The following is a 17,996-nucleotide window of genomic DNA, read 5'->3' on the forward strand; positions in this document are numbered from 1 at the left end:
TCGACCTCCTCCGGGGCCGGGGCAGGCGAGCTTGCCCTGCCGTACCCCAAAATTTAGGACTACGGTGGTGAACAAGGAACCACCGACGCCTAGAACGCGTTTCTCCTTATAAGGGAGGGCCGGGGCAAATGGACTCATGGATCTTCTGGCTGATACTGGCGGCGGTGCTCGGCGTGGCGGAGCTCTTCACGCTCACCGCGGCACTCGGGCTGCTCGGTGCCGCCTCGCTCCTGACGGCGGTGGTCGCCGCCATCGGCCTGCCTGCCGGCCTCCAGCTCGCGGTCTTCATCCTCTCCTCCGTCTCCGGTCTCGCCGTTCTCCGGCCCATCGCGCAGCGACATGTCGCCCTGCCTCCCGTGCAGCGGTTCGGCGTCGCGGCCCTGGTCGGAAAGCCCGCCTACGTCACCCGTGAGGTCACCGGCCTGAACGGCCGGGTACGCATCGGAGGAGAGGAGTGGTCGGCCCGCGCCTACGACGAGACCCTGGTGATCCCGGCGGGCGCGACCGTGGACGTCATACAAATAGAGGGCGCGACCGCCCTCGTCTATCCCCGGGAGTGAACATGGACGCCGCTTTGATCGCCGGAATCCTGATCGCCCTGCTGGCGGTGTTCACCGTGCTGCGCTCGATCCGGATCGTCCCCCAGGCGCGGGCGGGCAACGTCGAACGCCTCGGGCGCTACTCGCGCACGCTCGGGCCAGGCCTGAACTTCCTGATCCCGTGGGTCGACCGCGTGAAGCCCCTCATCGACCTGCGCGAGCAGGTGGTGTCCTTCAAGCCCCAGCCGGTGATCACCGAGGACAACCTCGTCGTCGACATCGACACCGTGCTGTACTTCCAGGTCACCGACCCGCGCGCGGCGGCGTACGAGATCGCCAACTTCATCCAGGGCGTCGAGCAGCTCACGGTCACGACCCTGAGGAACGTCGTCGGCGGCATGGACCTGGAGAAGACCCTGACCTCCCGCGACACCATCAACAGCCAGCTGCGCGGGGTGCTCGACGAGGCCACCGGCAAGTGGGGCATCCGGGTCAACCGGGTAGAGATCAAGGCCATCGACCCGCCCAAGAGCATCAAGGAGGCGATGGAGAAGCAGATGCGCGCCGAGCGTGACAAGCGGGCCGCCATCCTCACCGCCGAGGGCTTCCGGCAGTCGCAGATCCTCACCGCCGAGGGTGAGAAGCAGAGCGCGATCCTGCGCGCCGAGGGTGACCGGGCGTCCGCGATCCTCAAGGCCGAGGGCCAGTCGCAGGCCATCGACGAGGTGTTCCAGGCGGTCCACCGCAACGACCCCGACCCGCAGCTGCTCGCCTACCAGTACCTCCAGGTCCTCCCGCAGCTCGCCCAGGGCTCCGGCAACACCTTCTGGGTCATCCCCAGCGAGGTCACCTCCGCCCTGCAGGGGGTGTCCAAGGCGTTCACCGAGTCGTTGCCCCGCTCCCCCGCCACCCGCGAGGTCACCGAGCACAAGAGCTCGGCGAGGGACGAGGCGGCCATCGCCGCGAAGGCCGCCGAGGACGCCATCGCCGACGCGGAGGAGACCGGCCCCCGCAGCCTCGGCCCCGGGACGGCCGCCCCCGACGCCCTGTCCGGGCTGGGAAACGCGCGGCCCCAGCCGGCCGAGGCGCTGAGGGAGCCTCGTCCCGACGAGTCCTGAGCCCCCGCCTCCAGGGGGCTGAGCCACCGGCCGAGGTCAGCCCCGGCCGGTGGTGAGCAGGCCCGCGAAGCGTTGTACGCGCGACAGCTCGTCGCGCACCGGGTCGAGGACCATCTCACGGCCCACGGTGTCCACGCTCGCCCACAGTGCCCGCCGCGCCTTGCGCGCCCTGCGCCTCGCGCCCAGGGCCGCCGCGACCCGCGACAGCAGGGCGACGAGAAGCCCGGCGAGGGCTCCTCCTCCCAGCAGGACGGTGGGCCACGGCACCTCGCCGAGCGTCGGCGTCGGCAGCTCGGGGAAGCGGAGGTATTCGAGCAGGAACAGCCCCGACAGCCAGAGCACGCCGGCCAGCATGGTCGCGAACAGCAGCCACTGGAGCAGCCCGACCGCCCGCCACCACCGGGGACGCCTGCCGCTGCCCACCGACGTCACCGCCATCGCGCGGTCGAGGTTCTCGGCGAGATCGTCCGCCCGCGAGCGCGCCGACCGCCGTACGGACACCGCCCACGGCTCCGGCAGACCGGCGGAGACGGCCGAGCCGACGTCCCTGATCGCGGTGTCCATCCGCGACCGCTGGACGGCCGTCGCGGGCGGGATCGACGTACGTCCCGCGATCTCCGCCCGGGCCGGCGAGCCCTCGTCGCCGCGCTCCGCAGGCGGCAGGGACGTGCGCGCGCCGTCCGCGAGGGGGACGCCGAGGTGCAGGCGGCGCAGCGGGTCGGGTCTGAAGCGCCGAAGCCACCGGGTCACCGGCCAGCCGGTGGCCGCGATCGACCGGTGCCTGTGGGCCTTGGCGACCGCCTCCACCACGAGCGGGACGCCCGCCGCCTCCGCGAGCGCGGCGGTCAGCGGCCTGGCCAGCTCGTCCGACAGCGCCGCCTCGGCGGCCCTGGCCCGCTTCTCCAGCTCGCCCGTGGACAGCGGGGCCGCCCTGTCGGGACCGCCCTCGGGCAGGGAGGTCCCGTCGGCGGGCCCGCCCGACGACGCGAGCGCCAGCAGGTCGGCGGCCGTGCCGGCGTCCGCCGCCAGCCGCGCGGCCCACGTACGCCGCTCCGCGACGCGCTTGGCCAGTGTCGCGCGCAGGTCGGCGATCCCGGTGTCCCTGGGTACGGAGGTGGCGACGACGGGCACGCCCGGCAGCCCGTCCTCGTCCAGCAGCCGCCGCAGGTCGCCCAGGCAGCGGTCGGCCGCCGCGGGGGTGAGGCGGTCGGTCTGGTTCAGCACGACCACCATGACGTCCCGATGCCTGCCCAGCGAACGGAGGTAGCGCTCGTGTACGGCCGCGTCGGCGTACTTCTGCGGGTCGAGCACCCACACCAGCAGATCGACCACCGCGACCAGGCGATCCACCTCAAGGCGGTGGGCCAGCTCGATGGAGTCGTGGTCGGGCAGGTCCAGCAGGATCAGCCCGGAGAGCGAGCCGTCGACGCCGTCGACGATGTGGCGGCGCGGGATCTCCAGCCAGTCGAGGAGCGGCCCGGCCCCCTCCGGGTCCCACATCGCCGCCTGGGCCGTCGAGGTCGTCGGCCGGGTCACCCCGACCCCGGCGAGCGTGGTGCCCGACAGGGCGTTGAACAGCGAGGACTTGCCACTGCCCGTCGCCCCGGCGAGCGCCACGACCGTGTGGTCCACCGAGAGGCTCCGCCGCGCCCCCGCCCGGGAGACCACGGCGCGGGCCTCGGCGACCGCCTCCTCGTCCAGGCGCCCTTCGGCGAGGTCCGCCGCCTCGGCGAGCGCGGTCAGCCTGTCGTCCAGCGACACCGCGGCGGACCGCCGGAGCACCTTCACGGCCGGTCCACCCCGGCTTCCATCGCGGGCACGTCGATCTCACCCCGGTGGTCCCGTACGGTCCGCGCCGCCTGCCTGAGCGCGGCGGACATGTCCTCGGGGGGCCCGACGCCTTCGAGCAGCGAGGTGAACCGGGACGCCTCCGCGTCGAGCACCTCGCGCACCCGCTGCTGGAGGTCCTCGCGTGCCGCCTGGGTGAGCGTCCGTACGGCCTGGTCCCCGAAGACGGCCTCCAGGAGCTTCTGGCTCAGCACGCTCGTGCCTCCGGCGATGCCGACCTCGATGCCGGTGAGCCCCCCTGTGGAGGCGAAGACCATGAGCATGAGCAGCAGGCCGGCGCCGTTCACGCTGAACGAGGCGAGCCTGGCGGTCGTGCGCTTCTCGGCCCCCTCCTTGGCGACCAGGTCCAGGACGTACCCCTGCCAGGCCCGCACGGCCGAGGAGGCGCGTTCGGGAAGCGTGGCGGACGCGCGGCCGAGCCGCCCCGCCGAGACCGCGCCCGCCCGCTCGATGACGTCACGGCCCGCCGGCATGCCGGACCAGGCCTCCAGAGTGCGCTCGGCGGCGGCGTCGGCGGCCGAGCGGATCAGCGCCTCGACCCCGGTCTCCAGGGCCACCCTGAGCTGGGTGTCAGGAGCGGGCCGCCCGGTGAACGCCGAGACGATGCGCTCGCGCAGCCAGCCGATGCGCGACTCCAGCGTGCGCATGAAGTCGCCGGTGCCGATGAAGTCCTGCCAGCGGGCCAGCACCTCGCCGCGCAGCAGCGAGCCGTCGCGTATGCCGTCGTCGAAGGTGGCCATGGCCGTCCCGTAGGCGGACTCCACGGAGACCCGCAGGTCGGCGAGCCCGGCCCGCTGCCGGTCGGCCTCGTCCGCGAGCATCGGAACCCGGGCGGTGATGCTCTCCAGCGCCCCCGAGAGGGTCCTGCGCACGACCTCGGCCCGCGCCTGGGCATCGGCCGCGATCGCGGCCAGCCAGTCGCGCACGGCCCGTACGGCCTCCTCGGGCAGGCGGGCGTTCTCCTCCGGGAGCACCACCTCGGGCACGCTGAACAGGGGCGTGCCGGCGAGGCCGTTGGCGTCGAGCAGGCGGTGCAGGTGCGCGCTCACCGGTTCGAGCGCCTCAGGCGGCACCCGGTCGAGGACCACCGCCAGCGCCGTGCTCCGCTCGCGGGCGCTGCGCAGGAAGCCCCACGGCACCTCGTCGGCGTAACGGGAGGCCGTGGTGACGAACAGCCAGAGGTCGGCCGCCGCGAGGAGCTGCGCCGCGATCTCGCGGTTGGCCGTGACGACCGAGTCGATGTCGGGGGCGTCCAGCAGGGCGAGCCCCGGAGGAAGGGTGGTGGCCGTGACGATGCGCAGGGTGCCCGGCTCGCCGCGACCCCGTCCTGTGGTCCTGGCCAGGCCGGGCAGCACCTTCTGCCGGGTGAACCACACCTCGTCGGCCGGGTTGGCCACCAGGGTGGGGGCGAGCGTCGTGGGCCGCAGAACTCCCGGCTCGGTGACGTCCGCGCTGGCGAGGGAGTTGACCAGGGTGGACTTGCCCGCCCCCGTCGAGCCCCCGACGACGGCCAGCAACGGAGCGTCCATGGCCGCGACGCGCGGCAGGAGGTAGTCGTCGAGCTGCCCTCTGAGCTCCTTGAGGGCACGACGGTGCGAAGCGACGTCGCCGATCGCGAGGGGGAACAGATCGTGATCGAGCTGACGCCGCAGGGTCGAAAGGGCCACGAGCAGGCCATTGTTCCCCGCCATACGACCGGTCATGCCCCGAGAGAGCCGAGGTATCCGCAGCCTGCGGAAAAGCGCTGCTCAGAGGGGCATTCCGCGCTAAGCGGTGGGTTGCGCGGAGGGCTGGTCTCCCGGCTGCCCTGGACGGCCGGTGGGAAGGAGCGGGCGGCACTTCTCCAGGGCCTTGGCGATGGCGGGGTCGCTCGTCTTCAGCTCACGCATGCCGCCGTTCTGCGGGAGCTCGGCCCCGTTGTCCTTCATGCACGAGCGGAACGCCTGGAGCGCGGAGTCGTCCATGCCGCCCCTCGGGCCGCGTCCCTGCCCGTAACCGCCCTGCGGCATCAGCGAGCGGCACGCCTCGAAGGCCTTCTGCATCTCCGGTGACATGGTGCCAAAGCCCCCCGGTCGTCCGCTCGGCCGAGGGGACGGGGTACCACTTGGCCGAGCCGTGGGTGCCGCGTCAGGGCGGCGGGTGGGCATTTCCACCCCGTTCCTGCGCATGCACTCGGTGAATGCCGCCCGCTGGTCACCGGACCCGCCGGGCGAAGCCTGGGCACCGGCCGTGGCGTTGGAATCTCCGCCACACCCGGAGGTCAGCAGGACGGCGGCCACAGCGGCGACGCCGAGAACACGGGGCAACGCGATCACAGGGTGGACTCCATCGGGAAACCGAGGGACTTTGGCGATATCCATGACAGGCCCCCAAGCTCAGCGCCACATGCGATGAAGCTGAAATTCACCTGTCAAACCCCCCGGACGCCCGTCAAGCCCCGGCCGTGAGTGACGTGGGCGGCCGCTCCTTAGCCCGTCAGGCGTCGGCCGGGAGTGACGTTGGCGGTCGATCCTTCGTCCGTCAAGCCCCGGCCGGGAGTGACGAGGGAGGTCGATCCTTCGTCCGTCAGGCGTCGGCTGGGAGGGTGACGCGGAAGGTCGCTCCCCGGCCGGGCTCGCTGTCGACGGTGATCACGCCCCCGTGCGCCTGGGCCAGGGCGGCGGCGATCGACAGGCCGAGGCCGGCGCCGCCAGAGCCGCTCCGCGTGCGCGAGGGGTCGGCGCGGTAGAAGCGCTCGAAGACCCGCTCCGCGTCCTTGACCGGCAGCCCCGGGCCCTCGTCCGCCACCTCGACCACCACGTTCCCCTCGACCTCCCCGACGCCCACCCGGAACGCCGTGCCCGCCGGGGTGTGACGCAGGACGTTGTCCACCAGGTTGGCGATCACCTGGTGGAGCCTGGCCTCGTCCCCCCTGACCGTGACGGGATCCTCGGAGTCGTCCAGCCGCACCAGGTCGATCTCGCGGTCGGGGGCGAGCGTCTGCGCGTCGAGCACAGCCCCTGCGGCCAGGCTGAGCACGTCGACGGGACGGCGTTCGAGTGGCCGCTGCTGGTCGAGCCGGGCGAGCAGCAGCAGGTCGTCGACGAGGATGCCCATGCGGGTGGCTTCGTCCTCGATCCTGCGCAGCAGCCGGGCCGCCTCGTCCAGGTCGGGGGCCTCGTGGCGGTAGAGCTCGGCGAAGCCCCTGATGGAGGTGAGCGGCGTCCGCAGCTCGTGGGAGGCGTCGGCGACGAACCTCCGCATCCGGTCCTCTGATCGGCGCGCCTGGAAGGCCGACTTGCGTGCCGCGATCTCCGAGGCCTCACGGTCCCTGAACGCGGCCTCGATCTGCGCGAGCATGCCGTTGATCGCCCTTCCGAGCCGTCCCATCTCGGTACGGCGGTGCCGCAGCGGCACCCGGCGGGACAGGTCGCCTCCGGCGATGGCGCCGGCGGTCCTTTCGATCTCGCCGAGCGGGCGCAGGCTCCGCCGTACGAGCCAGTGGCAGGCGAAGCCGAGCAGGACCAGCACGCCGCCGCCCACGGTCGCCACGATGGTCGCGAGCCGGGTGACGGTCGCGTCGATGTCGTCCATGCGGACCGCGATCACGCGGATGTGCGTGCCGTCGGCCACGGCGATCACCCGCCAGCTCAGGCCGGAGTCCGACCCCACGGTGAACGGGCGCGGCGTCGCGCGCCGCACCTTGTCCAGCGTGAGCGGGGGGAGCTTGGGCGGGTCGGTGTCCGGGTTCTCCTGGAGGGTGCGCTCGACGGCGCCGTCGGATCCGAGCATGGCCATGTAGAACAGACCGACCTGCCTCTGCGGCCGGGGGATGTCCAGCGACTGCAGTGCGGGCGGGATGTAGTTGTCGCGCCTCGGGCGGCTGGCCAGTTCGAGCTGCCTGTCGACCCGGTCCACGAGGTAGCCGCGGAGCAGCTGGACGGCGAACCCGCCGGTCAGAGCGATGGCGAGCGTGACCAGGAGTAGCGTTCCCACGACCAGGCGCAGCCACAGGGGGGACCGAGCAAGGCGCCGCTTGAGCACCTGGACGGGCCTCGGTCTCATCGCCGGCTCATTGACGTGGTGCGCGAAGGACGTAGCCCACCCCCCGGAGCGTGTGGATGAGCCGGGGTTCCACGGTGTCGACCTTGCGCCGCAGGTACGAGACGTACGACTCGACCACGTTCCTGTCGCCGCCGAAGTCGTAGTTCCAGACGTGGTCGAGGATCTGCGCCTTCGACAGCACGCGGCCGGTGTTGACCATGAAGTAGTGCAGCAGCTTGTACTCGGTGGGCGACAGCTTCACCCGCCTGCCCGCGCGCCAGACCTGGTGGCCCTCCTCGTCCAGCTCCAGGTCCGCCACCTGGAGCCGCGAGGGCAGGTTGAGGTCCGCCCGGGTGCGGCGCAGCACGGCCCGGATCCTGGCCAGCACCTCCTCCAGGCTGAAGGGCTTGGTCACGTAGTCGTCGCCCAGGCCGAGCCCGGTGAGCTTGTGCTCGGTCTCGTCGCGGGCCGTGAGGAACAGCACCGGGGTACGCCTCCCGGCCGAGCGGAGCCGGTTCGCCACCGCGAAGCCGTCCATGTCGGGCAGCATCACGTCGAGCACGACCAGGTCGGGCCGTACGCGCTCGGCGAGCTGCACCGCCTCGCGCCCGTCCGCCGCCGTCATGACGTCGAACCCGGCGTACCTGAGCGTGGCCGACAGCAGCTCGCGGATGTTCGGCTCGTCGTCGACGACCAGCAGTTTCGCCTCACCCTGCATGACATGTCCCCGTTCGCCGTACCGCCTTCGCTTTCCTCGGCACCGGTCGTTTCCCCGACATCAGCCACCGCCCCGGTTGCCGCCGAAGCCGCCGGTGGCACCGCCCTGGCTCACCGATTTGGCGCTGACGCTGCCGTCGCTGCGCCGCTCACCCTGGACGATCGCCATGCCGCCGGGCTTGAGGTCCTTGACCTTGCCCTCCTTGCTGACCTCGATCTTGGTGTCGCCCGAGGTCCTGACGATGACGACCCCGCCGCCCGTCGTCTCCAGGTAGATCTTGTCGCCGTCCACGAGCTTGACCGTGCCGACCGTCACGTTGCCGAACGCGCCCTGGCCCTGCCCTTGGCCCTGACCGCCCTGGCCCGCCTGCCCGAGGCCCTGGCCGCCGCCGAGGTAGCCACCGGCCCTGCCCGCGCCGCCGGCCCGCTGCTGCCCGCCGTTGCCGCCGAGGAGCGCCTGCACGGCGGCCTGCCGGTCACCCGTGGCGGCCGACCCCCACGCCTTCTGCGCCTGGATGCCCGCGAGCATGCCCGCCACGAGCAGCACCCCCGCGCCGAGAACCAGGGTGAGGGTGGACATCCGGCGCCCTTCCGGCCGCACGGCGAGCTCGGCGTCGAGGTCGCCCTCGAACGGCGAGGCCTCCAGCAGCTCCCCCGCCGTCACCGGTTCGTCCGCCGGGTACGACTTGCGCCTGCTCGTACTCATGATCTCTCCTTGGTGCGGTAGCCGTACGTCACTCGTGCCGCAGTGCCTCGATGGGGCGCAGCTTCGCGGCCCGGTTCGCCGGATAGCTGCCGAAGAACAGCCCGATCGCGACCGAGACGCCGAGGGCGAGCACGATCGAGGTGGGCACGATGACCGGCTGGACACCGGCGATCGTGAACCTGCTGCCCGCCACTCCGATGGCCACGCCCAGCAGGCCGCCGACCAGGCTGAGCATCGTGGCCTCCGCGAGGAACTGGCCGAGGATGGCGCCCCGGGGCGCTCCGATGGCCTTGCGGATGCCGATCTCCCGCGTCCGCTCGGTGACGGTCACGAGCATGATGTTGGTGATGCCGATGCCGCCGACGAGCAGGCTGATCGCGGCGACGGCGCCGAGCAGCACCGTGAAGGTGCCGGTCGCCGCGCTGACCGTCTCCTGGAGGGCGGCCTGGTTGAGTATCCGGTAGTCCGCCGTGGCGGTGCCAGTGATGCCGTGGCGCTGGTTGAGGATCTCGGTGATCTCCGTCTGAGCCGCGTCCACCGCCGTCGCGCTCTTGGCCTGCACCACGATCTGCCCGAGCGACCCGAACCCGGTCAGGCTCTGCTGTACGGCGGGCAGCGGCGCGATCGCGACGTCGTCGGCGTCCTGGAAGCCGGACGAGCCCGCCTCCTTCAGCACGCCCACCACGGTGAACGGCACGCCCGTGATGTTGATCTGCTTGCCGAGCGGGTCGACGGTCCCGAACAGGTCCTCCGCCACGGTCTGGCCGATCACGATGATCTTCCTGGCGGCCAGCACGTCGTCGTTGACGAAGTACGAGCCCTTGGCCACCGGCTTGTTCGACGCCTCGAAGTAGCTCGGGTAGGTGCCCACGAGCTGCGAGATGGCGTGGCTCGCCCCCTCGTACGTCGCCGTCTGCGCGGAGGCGGTGACCACCGGGGACACGCTCTTCACCGAGGGCGCGCCGGTCGGGTCGGCCATGGCCCTGGCGTCGTCGAGGGTCAGCTGCCTGGCCTGGGTGCGCGGGCCGGTGCCGCCCTGCTGCTGGGCTCCGCCACCGCCGCCGAACCCTCCGCCGCCACCGCGCCCGCCACCGCCGCCGCCCGTGAAGGACTGCATCACGGTCAGCGTGTTGGACCCGAGGCGCTGGATGTTCTGCTGGATCGACTGTGACGTGCCCTCACCCACCGCGACCAGCAGGATCACCGCCGCCACGCCGATCAGGATGCCCAGCGTGGTGAGGGCGCTGCGCATCTTGTTGGCCGTCAGGCCACGTACGGCGAAGCGCAGGACCTCCAGGGCGTTCATCGATCGCTCACCGCTCCTCGCCGGAGCCGGAGCCGCTCCGTGCCCGGCTGTTGATGGGGCCAGCAGTTCATGGGGTCACACTCGGCAGCCTCGGCGGGGGGCCGTCCACGGGGGCCTGGCGGCGGTCCTCGACGATCAGGCCGTCGACCAGGCGGAGGATCCGCTTCGCATGGCTCGCGACGTCATCCTCGTGCGTGATCAGGACGATCGTCCGCCCGGCCGCGTTGAGCCTGTCGAGGATCCGCAGCACGTCGGCGGTGGACCTGGTGTCGAGATTTCCCGTCGGCTCGTCGGCCAGAAGCAGCGACGGCGCGGTGACCAGCGCGCGGGCGACGGCGACACGCTGCTGCTGGCCACCCGAGAGCTCGTTCGGATCGTGGTGGGTGCGGTCGGAGAGCCCCACCTGGTCCAGCGCCGCGAGCGCCCGCCGGCGGCGCGTTCCCGCGCCGACACCCCCGTACGCCAGGGGAAGCTCCACGTTGGCCAGCGCGCTCATGCGCGGGATCAGGTTGAACGACTGGAACACGAAGCCGATCTTCCTGTTGCGCAGGATGGCCAGTTGCCGGTCGTCGAGCGCCCCCACGTCGGTGCCGTCCACGAGGTAGCGACCGGTGCTCGGCACGTCCAGGCATCCGAGGATGTTCATCAGCGTCGACTTGCCGGAGCCGGAGGCGCCCATGATCGCCAGGTAGTCGCCCCTGTCGACCGCCAGCGACACCCCGCGCAACGCGTGCACGGTGGCGTCACCGGTGCCGTAGATCTTGCTGACCTCGCGCACGTCGAGGACGGGGGCCGTACGACTCGCCGCGAGCCGCGCGCCGCCTTCCGTGCGGTCTCCGCGGTCCCAGGGGGTCACCGTCCGCCCCCGCCCCCGCCACCGCCGCCGCCGAGGCGGATGCCGCCGCCACCGCCGGGGAATCCACCGCCGGGGAAGCCTCCCTGCAGGTTGCCGCCCGTGCCCGCCGTGGCGCGCACCACCTGGTCGCCCTCGTTGAGCCCCGACTTGATCTCGGTGGTCGAGTCGCCCTTGACGCCGATCTCGACCCGCCTGGTGACCTGCTTCTGGCCCTCCAGGACGGTGACCGTATTCTGGCCACCGGCGGTCGTGATCGCCGAACTGGCCACCGTCAGCACGTCGTCGGCCTTGGCCACGATGACCTGCACACTGGTCGTCTGGCCCAGCCTCACCGTCTTCGGCACGTCGCTCAGCGAGATCGTCGCGGAGTACTGCACGACGTTGTTGCTGGTCTGGGCCACCGGATCGATCAGCGTCACCTTGCCGGACGCCGTGACGCCGGGCAGCGCGTCGAAGGTGACGGTCGCGGGCTGGCCGACCTTCAGCTTGGTCACGTCGGACTCGGTGAAGTCGCCCACGACCTGGAGGCGCTTGGTGTCGGCGATGTCGACGAAGCCGCCGGACGAACCGGAGCCGGACGAGGCGCCGGAGGCTCCGGCCCCGCTACCGGCGCCGGAGGCCCCTGAGCCGCTGGAGCCGCCGGAACCCGACGACCCAGAACCGGACGAGGAGCCGCCGACCGTCCCGTTCACGGCGGTCACCGTGCCGGCGAACGGGGCCTTGATCACCGTCCCGTCGACCGTCCGCTTGGCGTCCCGGTAGGCGTTCCTGGCCTGGACGTACTGCGAGTAACCGGAAGCCGTGGTGGTGTCGGCGTCGTTCGCCGCGTCGAGGCTCGCCGCCGCGGCGTCCAGGCTCTCCTGCGCGGCCGTGTCGTCGATCCTGGCGAGGATCTGGCCCTTGGACACCTTGTCACCGGCCTCGACGTAGATCTTCTCGACCGTGCCACTGGTGCTGAAGCCCAGCGACCTGGTCCTGCCGCTCTCCACCGAGCCCGAGGCCGACACCGAGGCGAGGACGGTGCCTCGGGTGACACGCGTGGTCAGCGGCGCCGCCCCTCCGGAGGAACCCCCGTTCAGGGATGCGTAGGCGATGCCCGCGCCGCCCAGCAACAGCACCCCGAGGGCGCCGTTCACGATCAGCGCTCTGCGCTTCGTCGACAGCTTCACGACCCCTGAGCCTGGCCCACCCCGCTTGGGCGAACCTCCGTCGTCCCTGAAGGTTTCCTGACAACGCGGAGCAGGTGGAGCCCAGATCAGACCCCGGCCGAAGTACGGCTCGACCGGGGCTTTCCTGCCGCCGATACACAGGAAACTCTCAGGCCCGGCTGAGCTGGGAGTGACGTCGGCTGACCAGGATGGCCCGCATGAGATCGAGCACTCCGCCGGCCGCCGTACGAGTTGGAGGACTCGCGCTCGCGGGGATCGTCCTGGTGAGCGCCGGAATGATCTACCTCGGCGGCGGAGAGGCCGCCACGGGAACGCGGATCGAGCTCGCGTCGGCCAAGCGGGGCACGGTCGTGAGCGGCGTCTCCGCCGCGGGGAACACCGTGGACGCCAACATCCGCGACCTGGCCTTCGGCGCGTCCGGCACGGTCGAGAAGGTGTACGTGACCGTGGGGCAGAAGGTGAAGAAGGGCCAGGTCCTGGCGCGCGTCGACGACACGATCGCGCGCGAGGACTACACGGCCGCGAAGGCGTCGCTGGCCGCCGCCGAGGAGACGCTCGACAAACTCGAAGAGGCCCAGAGCACCGGCTCCGGTTCGGGCAGCTCCGGCGGCACCGCCCCAATAGGCCGCCCCCCGGCCCAACCCTCCACAGGCCCGTCCGGACAACCGTCAGGCACCCCCTCCGGACAACCGTCCACCGGCCCGAGCGGACGCCCCTCCGCACAACCGACCACCGGCCCCTCGGCCCAGCCCTCCACCCGGCCCTCCGGACGACCATCGAGCGAACCCTCCACCCGGCCCTCCGGACGACCGTCGAACGGCCCCTCCACCCGGCCCTCCGGACAACCGTCGAGCGGCCCATCCGATTCGCCGTCGTGTCCGCCCGGGACGTCCGGTAGCCCCCGTCCGTCGGCCTCGGCCTCGGCCTCGGGAAGGCCGGACGCGTCCCCCATGCCCGAGCCCACGGTTGGCTTCACGATCACGCCGCACGCGGCCGTGCTGGCGGCGGCGGAGGTCTCCATCACTGGTGACCGCTCCCCGGCCGCCGACGCCCCCTCTCCAGCGGCGCCGGAGACACCGACCCCCACCCCGACTCCCACGCCGACCCCGACGCCGTCTCAGGCCCCCACCGAGTCGAAGCCGCCGGTCAAGAGACCCACACGCACCCCCGTCACCGGGCACAGCACAACCCGCATGCCCTACCAGACCCCCACCCCCCGGCACACATCAACCCCGAAACCCACCCCCACCCCCTCCCGCACACCAACCCCCAAACCCACCCCCACCGCCTCCCGTACACCGAACCCGAAGCCCACCCACACCCCCACCGCCTCCCGTACGCCCAGCCCCTCGCCGTCGGCCACCCCCAGCGCCTCGCCGACGCCTACGCACCCGAGCCGGCCCACGGCGCGGCCGTCCCGGACTCCGGTCGTCGTCGTGCCGCCGCCGGGCGGGCAGAGTGACGTCCCGGACCCCAGCGGCCCCAGGCCCACCCGGACGCCCACCGCCGGACCGTCCCCGACCTGCGGAGCCCCCGACGGGCACGAAAACGTGGACCCGAGCGGCAAGCCCACCCAGCGACAGCCCCAGGACAGGTCAGGCCAGGGCGGCCGGGGTGGTCAGGGCGGACAGGGGGGCCGGAGCGGACAAGGCCAGGGCTCGGGCCGAGGTCAGGGCGGCCAGGCGATCACCACTGTGGCGCAGGCCGAGGCGAACATCGCCAGGGCCAAGACCACGCTGCGGAACGCCGAGGACGCGCTGGCCGGGGTGAAGATCAAGGCACCCGCCAAGGGCACGATCCTCACCATCGCCGGCACGGTCGGCACGGAGGCGAGCGCCGGCTCGGCGTTCGTGACCCTCGGCAACCTGGACGAACTGCAGGTCAAGGCGATGTTCTCGCAGACCGACGTCGGACGCCTGAAGATCGGCCAGACCGCGGCGGTGTCTCTCGCCACCCGCGCCGGCAGGACCTACAACGGCGAGGTGACGCACATCGACGTGATGGCGACCAGCAGCGACCGACTCGTCCAGTACGGGGTGATGATCGCCTTCGACCGGCAGCCCGCAGGGCTCATGCTGGGCCAGTCGGCGACCGTCCAGGTCACGCTCGACGAGGCGGAGGACGCCGTCTACGTGCCGGTGCAGGCCGTACGGACCAGGGCGGACGGTTTGGCGACCGTTCTCGCCCGCAACGGAGGGCAGAGCGTCGAGCGCACGGTGGAGGTCGGAGTGCGCGGCGACCAGTACGTCGAGATCCGCTCCGGCCTCTCCGAAGGAGACCAGATCCAGCTCCCGACCAGCACCACCTCAGGCGGCTTCCCCGACGGAACCTTCCCCGGCCTCCACCCCACCCCGGCTCCTTCTTGAAGAGCCCCCGCCGCAGCGAGGGCTCTCAGTCTTAGCCAGGCAAGTAGAGAGACGAGCCGAGTTGTAGCCCTCAAGAGTCGAATGCGTCGCCCTTGATGCCGCCCACGAACGCCGCCCACTCGGTGGGGATGAAGATCAGTGCTGGGCCGGTCGGGTTCTTGCTGTCTCTGACTCCGATGATGCCGGGCAGGTTCGACGCGACTTCGACACAGGTGCCCTGGTCGGTGCTGAAGCTGCTCTTGTGCCACTGTGCGCCCTGAAGATCATGCGCCAACTTGGTTCACCGCTTCCTCGATAAGCCGGAGTGACTGTTTGAACGGTACGGCGTCAGCTCTGATCGCGTCATACCGGCGGATCAGCTCGGCGATCAGCCGGCGGTCGTCGAAGGTGCGTCCGAAGGGCTGTGCCTCTGCGTACGCGGCGTAGGCGGAGCCGTTTCGTTCGGCGATGATGAAGCCGCCGGCCAGCCCGCAGTGCGGCCGAGCGGTGTTCGGCACGAGTTGGATCGTCACCTGGGGATGGTGGGCCATCTCAAGCAGGTGGTCGAGTTGCTCCCGCATGATCTCCGTGTTCCCGATCGTGTCGCGGATCACGGCCTCATCCATGATGACGGTGAGAGTGGGCGGCTTGTCTCGGTGGAGGATCGCCTGTCGCCGCATGCGTCCCGCCAGCCGTTCTTCCAGTTCTTGACTCGTGATGCCTGGCGAGATCGCGAGGATTTCACGGGCATACGCCGGTGTCTGGAGCAGGCCGGGCACCACCGTGGGATCCCAGCTCCGCAGGGTGGTGGCGTCCTCTTCTTCCTCCAACCACGGTCGGAGATGTTCCGGCGCCTTGTTCCAGGTTGTGGCCGTGTAGAGCCTCACCATGGTGCCGTCGAGCCCGAAGACCTGATCGCACAGCTCTGCGAAGCGTCGGGATGGGGGACGCTTGGCCGACTCCACCATGGCCACCATGGCGTCGGAGTACCCCAGGCGTTGAGCGAGCCGCCTTTGGCTGAGGTTCGCGGCGGCCCGGCGCTGGCGCAGCTCGAAGGCGAAAAGGGCACGTGGGGACTCGTAAGGATCGAGGGCATTACTGGGGGACAATTCTCACCTACCGTCCGAATGGGTGATTTTGCCATTTAATGCGTCTGCTAACCCGGACTGTGCTTAGGGTGTGCGCGAAGATCGCTATCGATCGTAGCTCGCTGTCGCCATTCCGATAAGGCGAAGGCTTCAAGTCGTCCGGCATTTACCGGCGAACGAAAAGACGAGTGCATGACGACAAGGTTCCCGCCAGGCGTTATTGATATGGCCGGTACTCCAGGATCGGTTTCTTGCGCGCGCCAGTACGTGCCGAGCAAACGACTTCGAATCCTTCCGTTTTCACGCCTCCACCCCCAGTAGCAAGAAGGTTCGATAATCACAAGCACGCGCCGCACACCGAGTTGGCATTTTGGGAGTGAGTGATGCACGCTCTGCCATGCTTGATCGTCTGACAGCGGCGTGCGCCCGCCGTGGGCATGACCGACCTGACAGCTCACAAACGGGAGGCAGGAACCTTGGCACTGGCAGAACTCGAGCTCATTGCTCTGAATCTGTTCTTCGGAATGATCGTGCTTTACATCATTTACCGGGTAGTACGGCTGGCGCAGAGGCAAGGTAGCCGCAGCCGGAAGCCCCGGGATGACGAAAGCTGAGCCAAGTGACCGTTGCGGACGGAGCAGGTGCAGATCATCCGTACCCGGCAGAAGTCAGACCGGTGACGGCAGGACGTCGGGAGCCAGGGGGAGGTTCACTCGGAAGGTGGCGCCGGCGCCGGGGGAGGTTTCGAGGGTGACGGTGCCCCCGTGGGCGGCGACGAGGCCGGCCACGATGGCGAGCCCCAGGCCGCTGCCTCCGGAGGTGGACACGCCCGCCTCCCCTGCCGTACCGGTGAAACGCGACCCCGCCGCTCGGGCCGGGCGTGGCTCCGCCGCTCCAGCGGTGCGTGGCTCCGCCGCTCCGGCGATGCGTGGCTCCGTCGCTCCGGTGGTGCGTGGCTGGGGGCCTGCGGTGGCCTGCGGGTTCGTTGTCTCGGGAGGGCGGGGTGTGGCGCGGGATCTTGATGGGTCGGCGCGGTAGAAGCGTTCGAAGACGCGTTCCGCCTGGTCGGGGGCCAGTCCCGGGCCTTTGTCGATGACTTCGAGGAACGCCGTGGCGCCGCCGGTTCCCGCTCGGACCCTGATCGGGGTGCCAGGTGGGGTGTGCGTGAGCGCGTTGCTCATCAGGTTGCCGACGATCTGGCGCAGCCGTACCTCGTCGCCGGAGACGATCGGGGCCACCTCGCCCGCGACCTCCAGGGCGATGTCACGGTCGCCCGCGAGGATGCGCGCGTCCTGGACGGCGTCGGCGGCCAGGGCGAGCAGGTCGACGGGCCCCATCGTGAGCGGCCGTTGCTGGTCGAGGCGGGCGAGCAGCAGCAGGTCCTCGACCAGGACTCCCATGCGGGCCGCGGCGTCCTCCACGCGCCGCATGAGCCTCACCGGATCGCCCGCGGGGTTCTGCCGGTAGAACTCGGCGAAGCCCCGGATCGAGGTCAGCGGGGTGCGCAACTCGTGCGAGGCGTCGGCGACGAACCGCCGCATGCGCTCCTCGGACGTACGGGCCGCCGCCTCGGAGATCTCGCGGGCGCGGAAGGCGGTCTCGATCTGGGCGAGCATGCCGTTCAGCGAGGCCGCGAGGCTGCCCACCTCGGTGCGCGGGTCGCGGTCGGGCACCCGCCTGCCGAGGTCGCCCGCGGCGATCGCCGCCGCGGTGTGCTCCATCTCCACCAGCGGCCGGAGGCTCCTGCGCACGATCACCACGCCGAACAGGGCGAGGACGACCATGACGACCCCGCCCCCGAGCAGCTCGGTCAGGGCGAGGCGCGCGGTGATCTGGTCGACCGACGACAGGTCGATCGCGATGACGACGCTTCCCACCCCCACCACGGACACCACACGGACGCGCCACTCGCCCCCGCCCGAGGCCGCGGGCACCGTCTCGGGCTCCCAGGCCGACACCTCGCTCAGGTCCGGCAGCACGGGCCCGGGCCGGTTCTCGGTCTCCAGCCCGGCCAGCGTGGCGACGACCTTCCCGTCACGGTCGCGGAGCTGTATGAGCCCGTCAGGGGGCACCCGGTTGCCGAGGCCAGGACCGCGCTGCAGGCGCCGGGCGACGTCCTGGGCGAAGGTCGCCAGCTGCTGGTCCATGCGGTCGACGAGGTAGCCGCGGAGCACGGACACACTGCTCACGCCGATGCCCGCCAGCGCGATCGCGACCAGCGCCAGCATCGTGGCGATCAGCTTGATGCGCAGCGGTGTCCGCGCGAAGACGGACGACAGGG

15 protein-coding genes are annotated in these 17,996 nt (G+C 71.3%); 3 read left to right on the forward strand and 12 right to left on the reverse strand.

Translation table 11 applies throughout. The annotated features are described in order from the left end of the window. Nucleotides 1-128: 128 nt before the first annotated feature. Both ACOZ38_RS42495 and ACOZ38_RS42500 read left to right on the forward strand, forming a co-directional pair. Nucleotides 129-560: an NfeD family protein gene (locus tag ACOZ38_RS42495; protein ID WP_424536504.1), complete on the forward strand. Its 432-nt coding sequence runs from the start codon at nt 129-131 to the stop codon at nt 558-560. Nucleotides 561-562: 2 nt separating this feature from the next. After that, on the forward strand, nt 563-1,657 hold the full coding sequence (locus ACOZ38_RS42500; RefSeq protein ID WP_424536505.1) for an SPFH domain-containing protein: 1,095 nt from the start codon (nt 563-565) through the stop codon (nt 1,655-1,657). A 36-nt stretch (nt 1,658-1,693) separates the two neighbouring features. Here ACOZ38_RS42500 and ACOZ38_RS42505 read toward each other — a convergent pair whose 3' ends face one another. The 9 genes from ACOZ38_RS42505 to ACOZ38_RS42545 form a co-directional block, all read right to left on the reverse strand. Beyond that, on the reverse strand, nt 1,694-3,445 hold the full coding sequence (locus tag ACOZ38_RS42505) for a GTPase (protein ID WP_424536506.1): 1,752 nt from the start codon (nt 3,443-3,445) through the stop codon (nt 1,694-1,696). Beyond that, the gene (locus tag ACOZ38_RS42510; protein ID WP_424536507.1) at nt 3,442-5,208 is read right to left on the reverse strand and encodes an ABC transporter; all 1,767 of its coding nucleotides are present in this window, start codon (nt 5,206-5,208) and stop codon (nt 3,442-3,444) included. Before ACOZ38_RS42510 ends, ACOZ38_RS42505 begins: the two co-directional genes overlap by 4 nt. 63 nt (nt 5,209-5,271) lie before the next feature. Then, entirely contained in the window at nt 5,272-5,559 is a 288-nt protein-coding gene (locus ACOZ38_RS42515; protein WP_424536508.1) for a hypothetical protein, read from the reverse strand. A gap of 511 nt (nt 5,560-6,070) precedes the next feature. Further along, nucleotides 6,071-7,549 carry a sensor histidine kinase gene (locus tag ACOZ38_RS42520; protein ID WP_424536509.1) on the reverse strand — a complete coding sequence of 493 codons (1,479 nt, stop codon included), beginning with the start codon at nt 7,547-7,549 and terminating at the stop codon, nt 6,071-6,073. Between the two features lie 7 nt (nt 7,550-7,556). Next, nucleotides 7,557-8,246, reverse strand: coding sequence for a response regulator transcription factor (locus ACOZ38_RS42525; protein ID WP_405142181.1), 690 nt, complete (start codon nt 8,244-8,246; stop codon nt 7,557-7,559). 60 nt (nt 8,247-8,306) lie between these two features. Continuing rightward, nucleotides 8,307-8,951: a hypothetical protein gene (locus tag ACOZ38_RS42530; protein WP_424536510.1), complete on the reverse strand. Its 645-nt coding sequence runs from the start codon at nt 8,949-8,951 to the stop codon at nt 8,307-8,309. Between the two features lie 28 nt (nt 8,952-8,979). Continuing rightward, nucleotides 8,980-10,257 (reverse strand): ABC transporter permease, encoded by a 1,278-nt coding sequence (locus ACOZ38_RS42535; RefSeq protein ID WP_424536511.1) that lies wholly within the window; start codon nt 10,255-10,257, stop codon nt 8,980-8,982. A gap of 67 nt (nt 10,258-10,324) precedes the next feature. Next, a complete protein-coding gene (locus ACOZ38_RS42540; protein ID WP_424536512.1) occupies nt 10,325-11,113 on the reverse strand; it encodes an ABC transporter ATP-binding protein in 789 nt (262 codons plus the stop codon). Then, nucleotides 11,110-12,282 carry an efflux RND transporter periplasmic adaptor subunit gene (locus ACOZ38_RS42545; RefSeq protein ID WP_424536513.1) on the reverse strand — a complete coding sequence of 391 codons (1,173 nt, stop codon included), beginning with the start codon at nt 12,280-12,282 and terminating at the stop codon, nt 11,110-11,112. The genes ACOZ38_RS42540 and ACOZ38_RS42545 overlap by 4 nt, the downstream gene beginning before the upstream one ends. A 197-nt stretch (nt 12,283-12,479) precedes the next feature. Between ACOZ38_RS42545 and ACOZ38_RS42550 the strand changes: the two genes are divergently transcribed. Beyond that, entirely contained in the window at nt 12,480-14,648 is a 2,169-nt protein-coding gene (locus ACOZ38_RS42550) for an efflux RND transporter periplasmic adaptor subunit (RefSeq protein ID WP_424536514.1), read from the forward strand. 70 nt (nt 14,649-14,718) lie between these two features. Here ACOZ38_RS42550 and ACOZ38_RS42555 read toward each other — a convergent pair whose 3' ends face one another. The 3 genes from ACOZ38_RS42555 to ACOZ38_RS42565 all read right to left on the reverse strand — a co-directional run bounded on the left by ACOZ38_RS42555 (nt 14,719) and on the right by ACOZ38_RS42565 (nt 17,943). After that, on the reverse strand, nt 14,719-14,922 hold the full coding sequence (locus ACOZ38_RS42555; RefSeq protein WP_424536515.1) for a DUF397 domain-containing protein: 204 nt from the start codon (nt 14,920-14,922) through the stop codon (nt 14,719-14,721). Next, nucleotides 14,912-15,736 (reverse strand): helix-turn-helix domain-containing protein, encoded by an 825-nt coding sequence (locus ACOZ38_RS42560; protein ID WP_424536516.1) that lies wholly within the window; start codon nt 15,734-15,736, stop codon nt 14,912-14,914. Before ACOZ38_RS42560 ends, ACOZ38_RS42555 begins: the two co-directional genes overlap by 11 nt. A gap of 647 nt (nt 15,737-16,383) precedes the next feature. After that, a complete protein-coding gene (locus ACOZ38_RS42565; RefSeq protein WP_424537193.1) occupies nt 16,384-17,943 on the reverse strand; it encodes an ATP-binding protein in 1,560 nt (519 codons plus the stop codon). Between the last annotated feature and the right edge of the window lie 53 nt (nt 17,944-17,996).

The sequence above is a fragment of the Sphaerisporangium viridialbum genome, from assembly GCF_049674955.1.
Taxonomy (GTDB): Bacteria; Actinomycetota; Actinomycetes; order Streptosporangiales; family Streptosporangiaceae; genus Sphaerisporangium; species Sphaerisporangium viridialbum.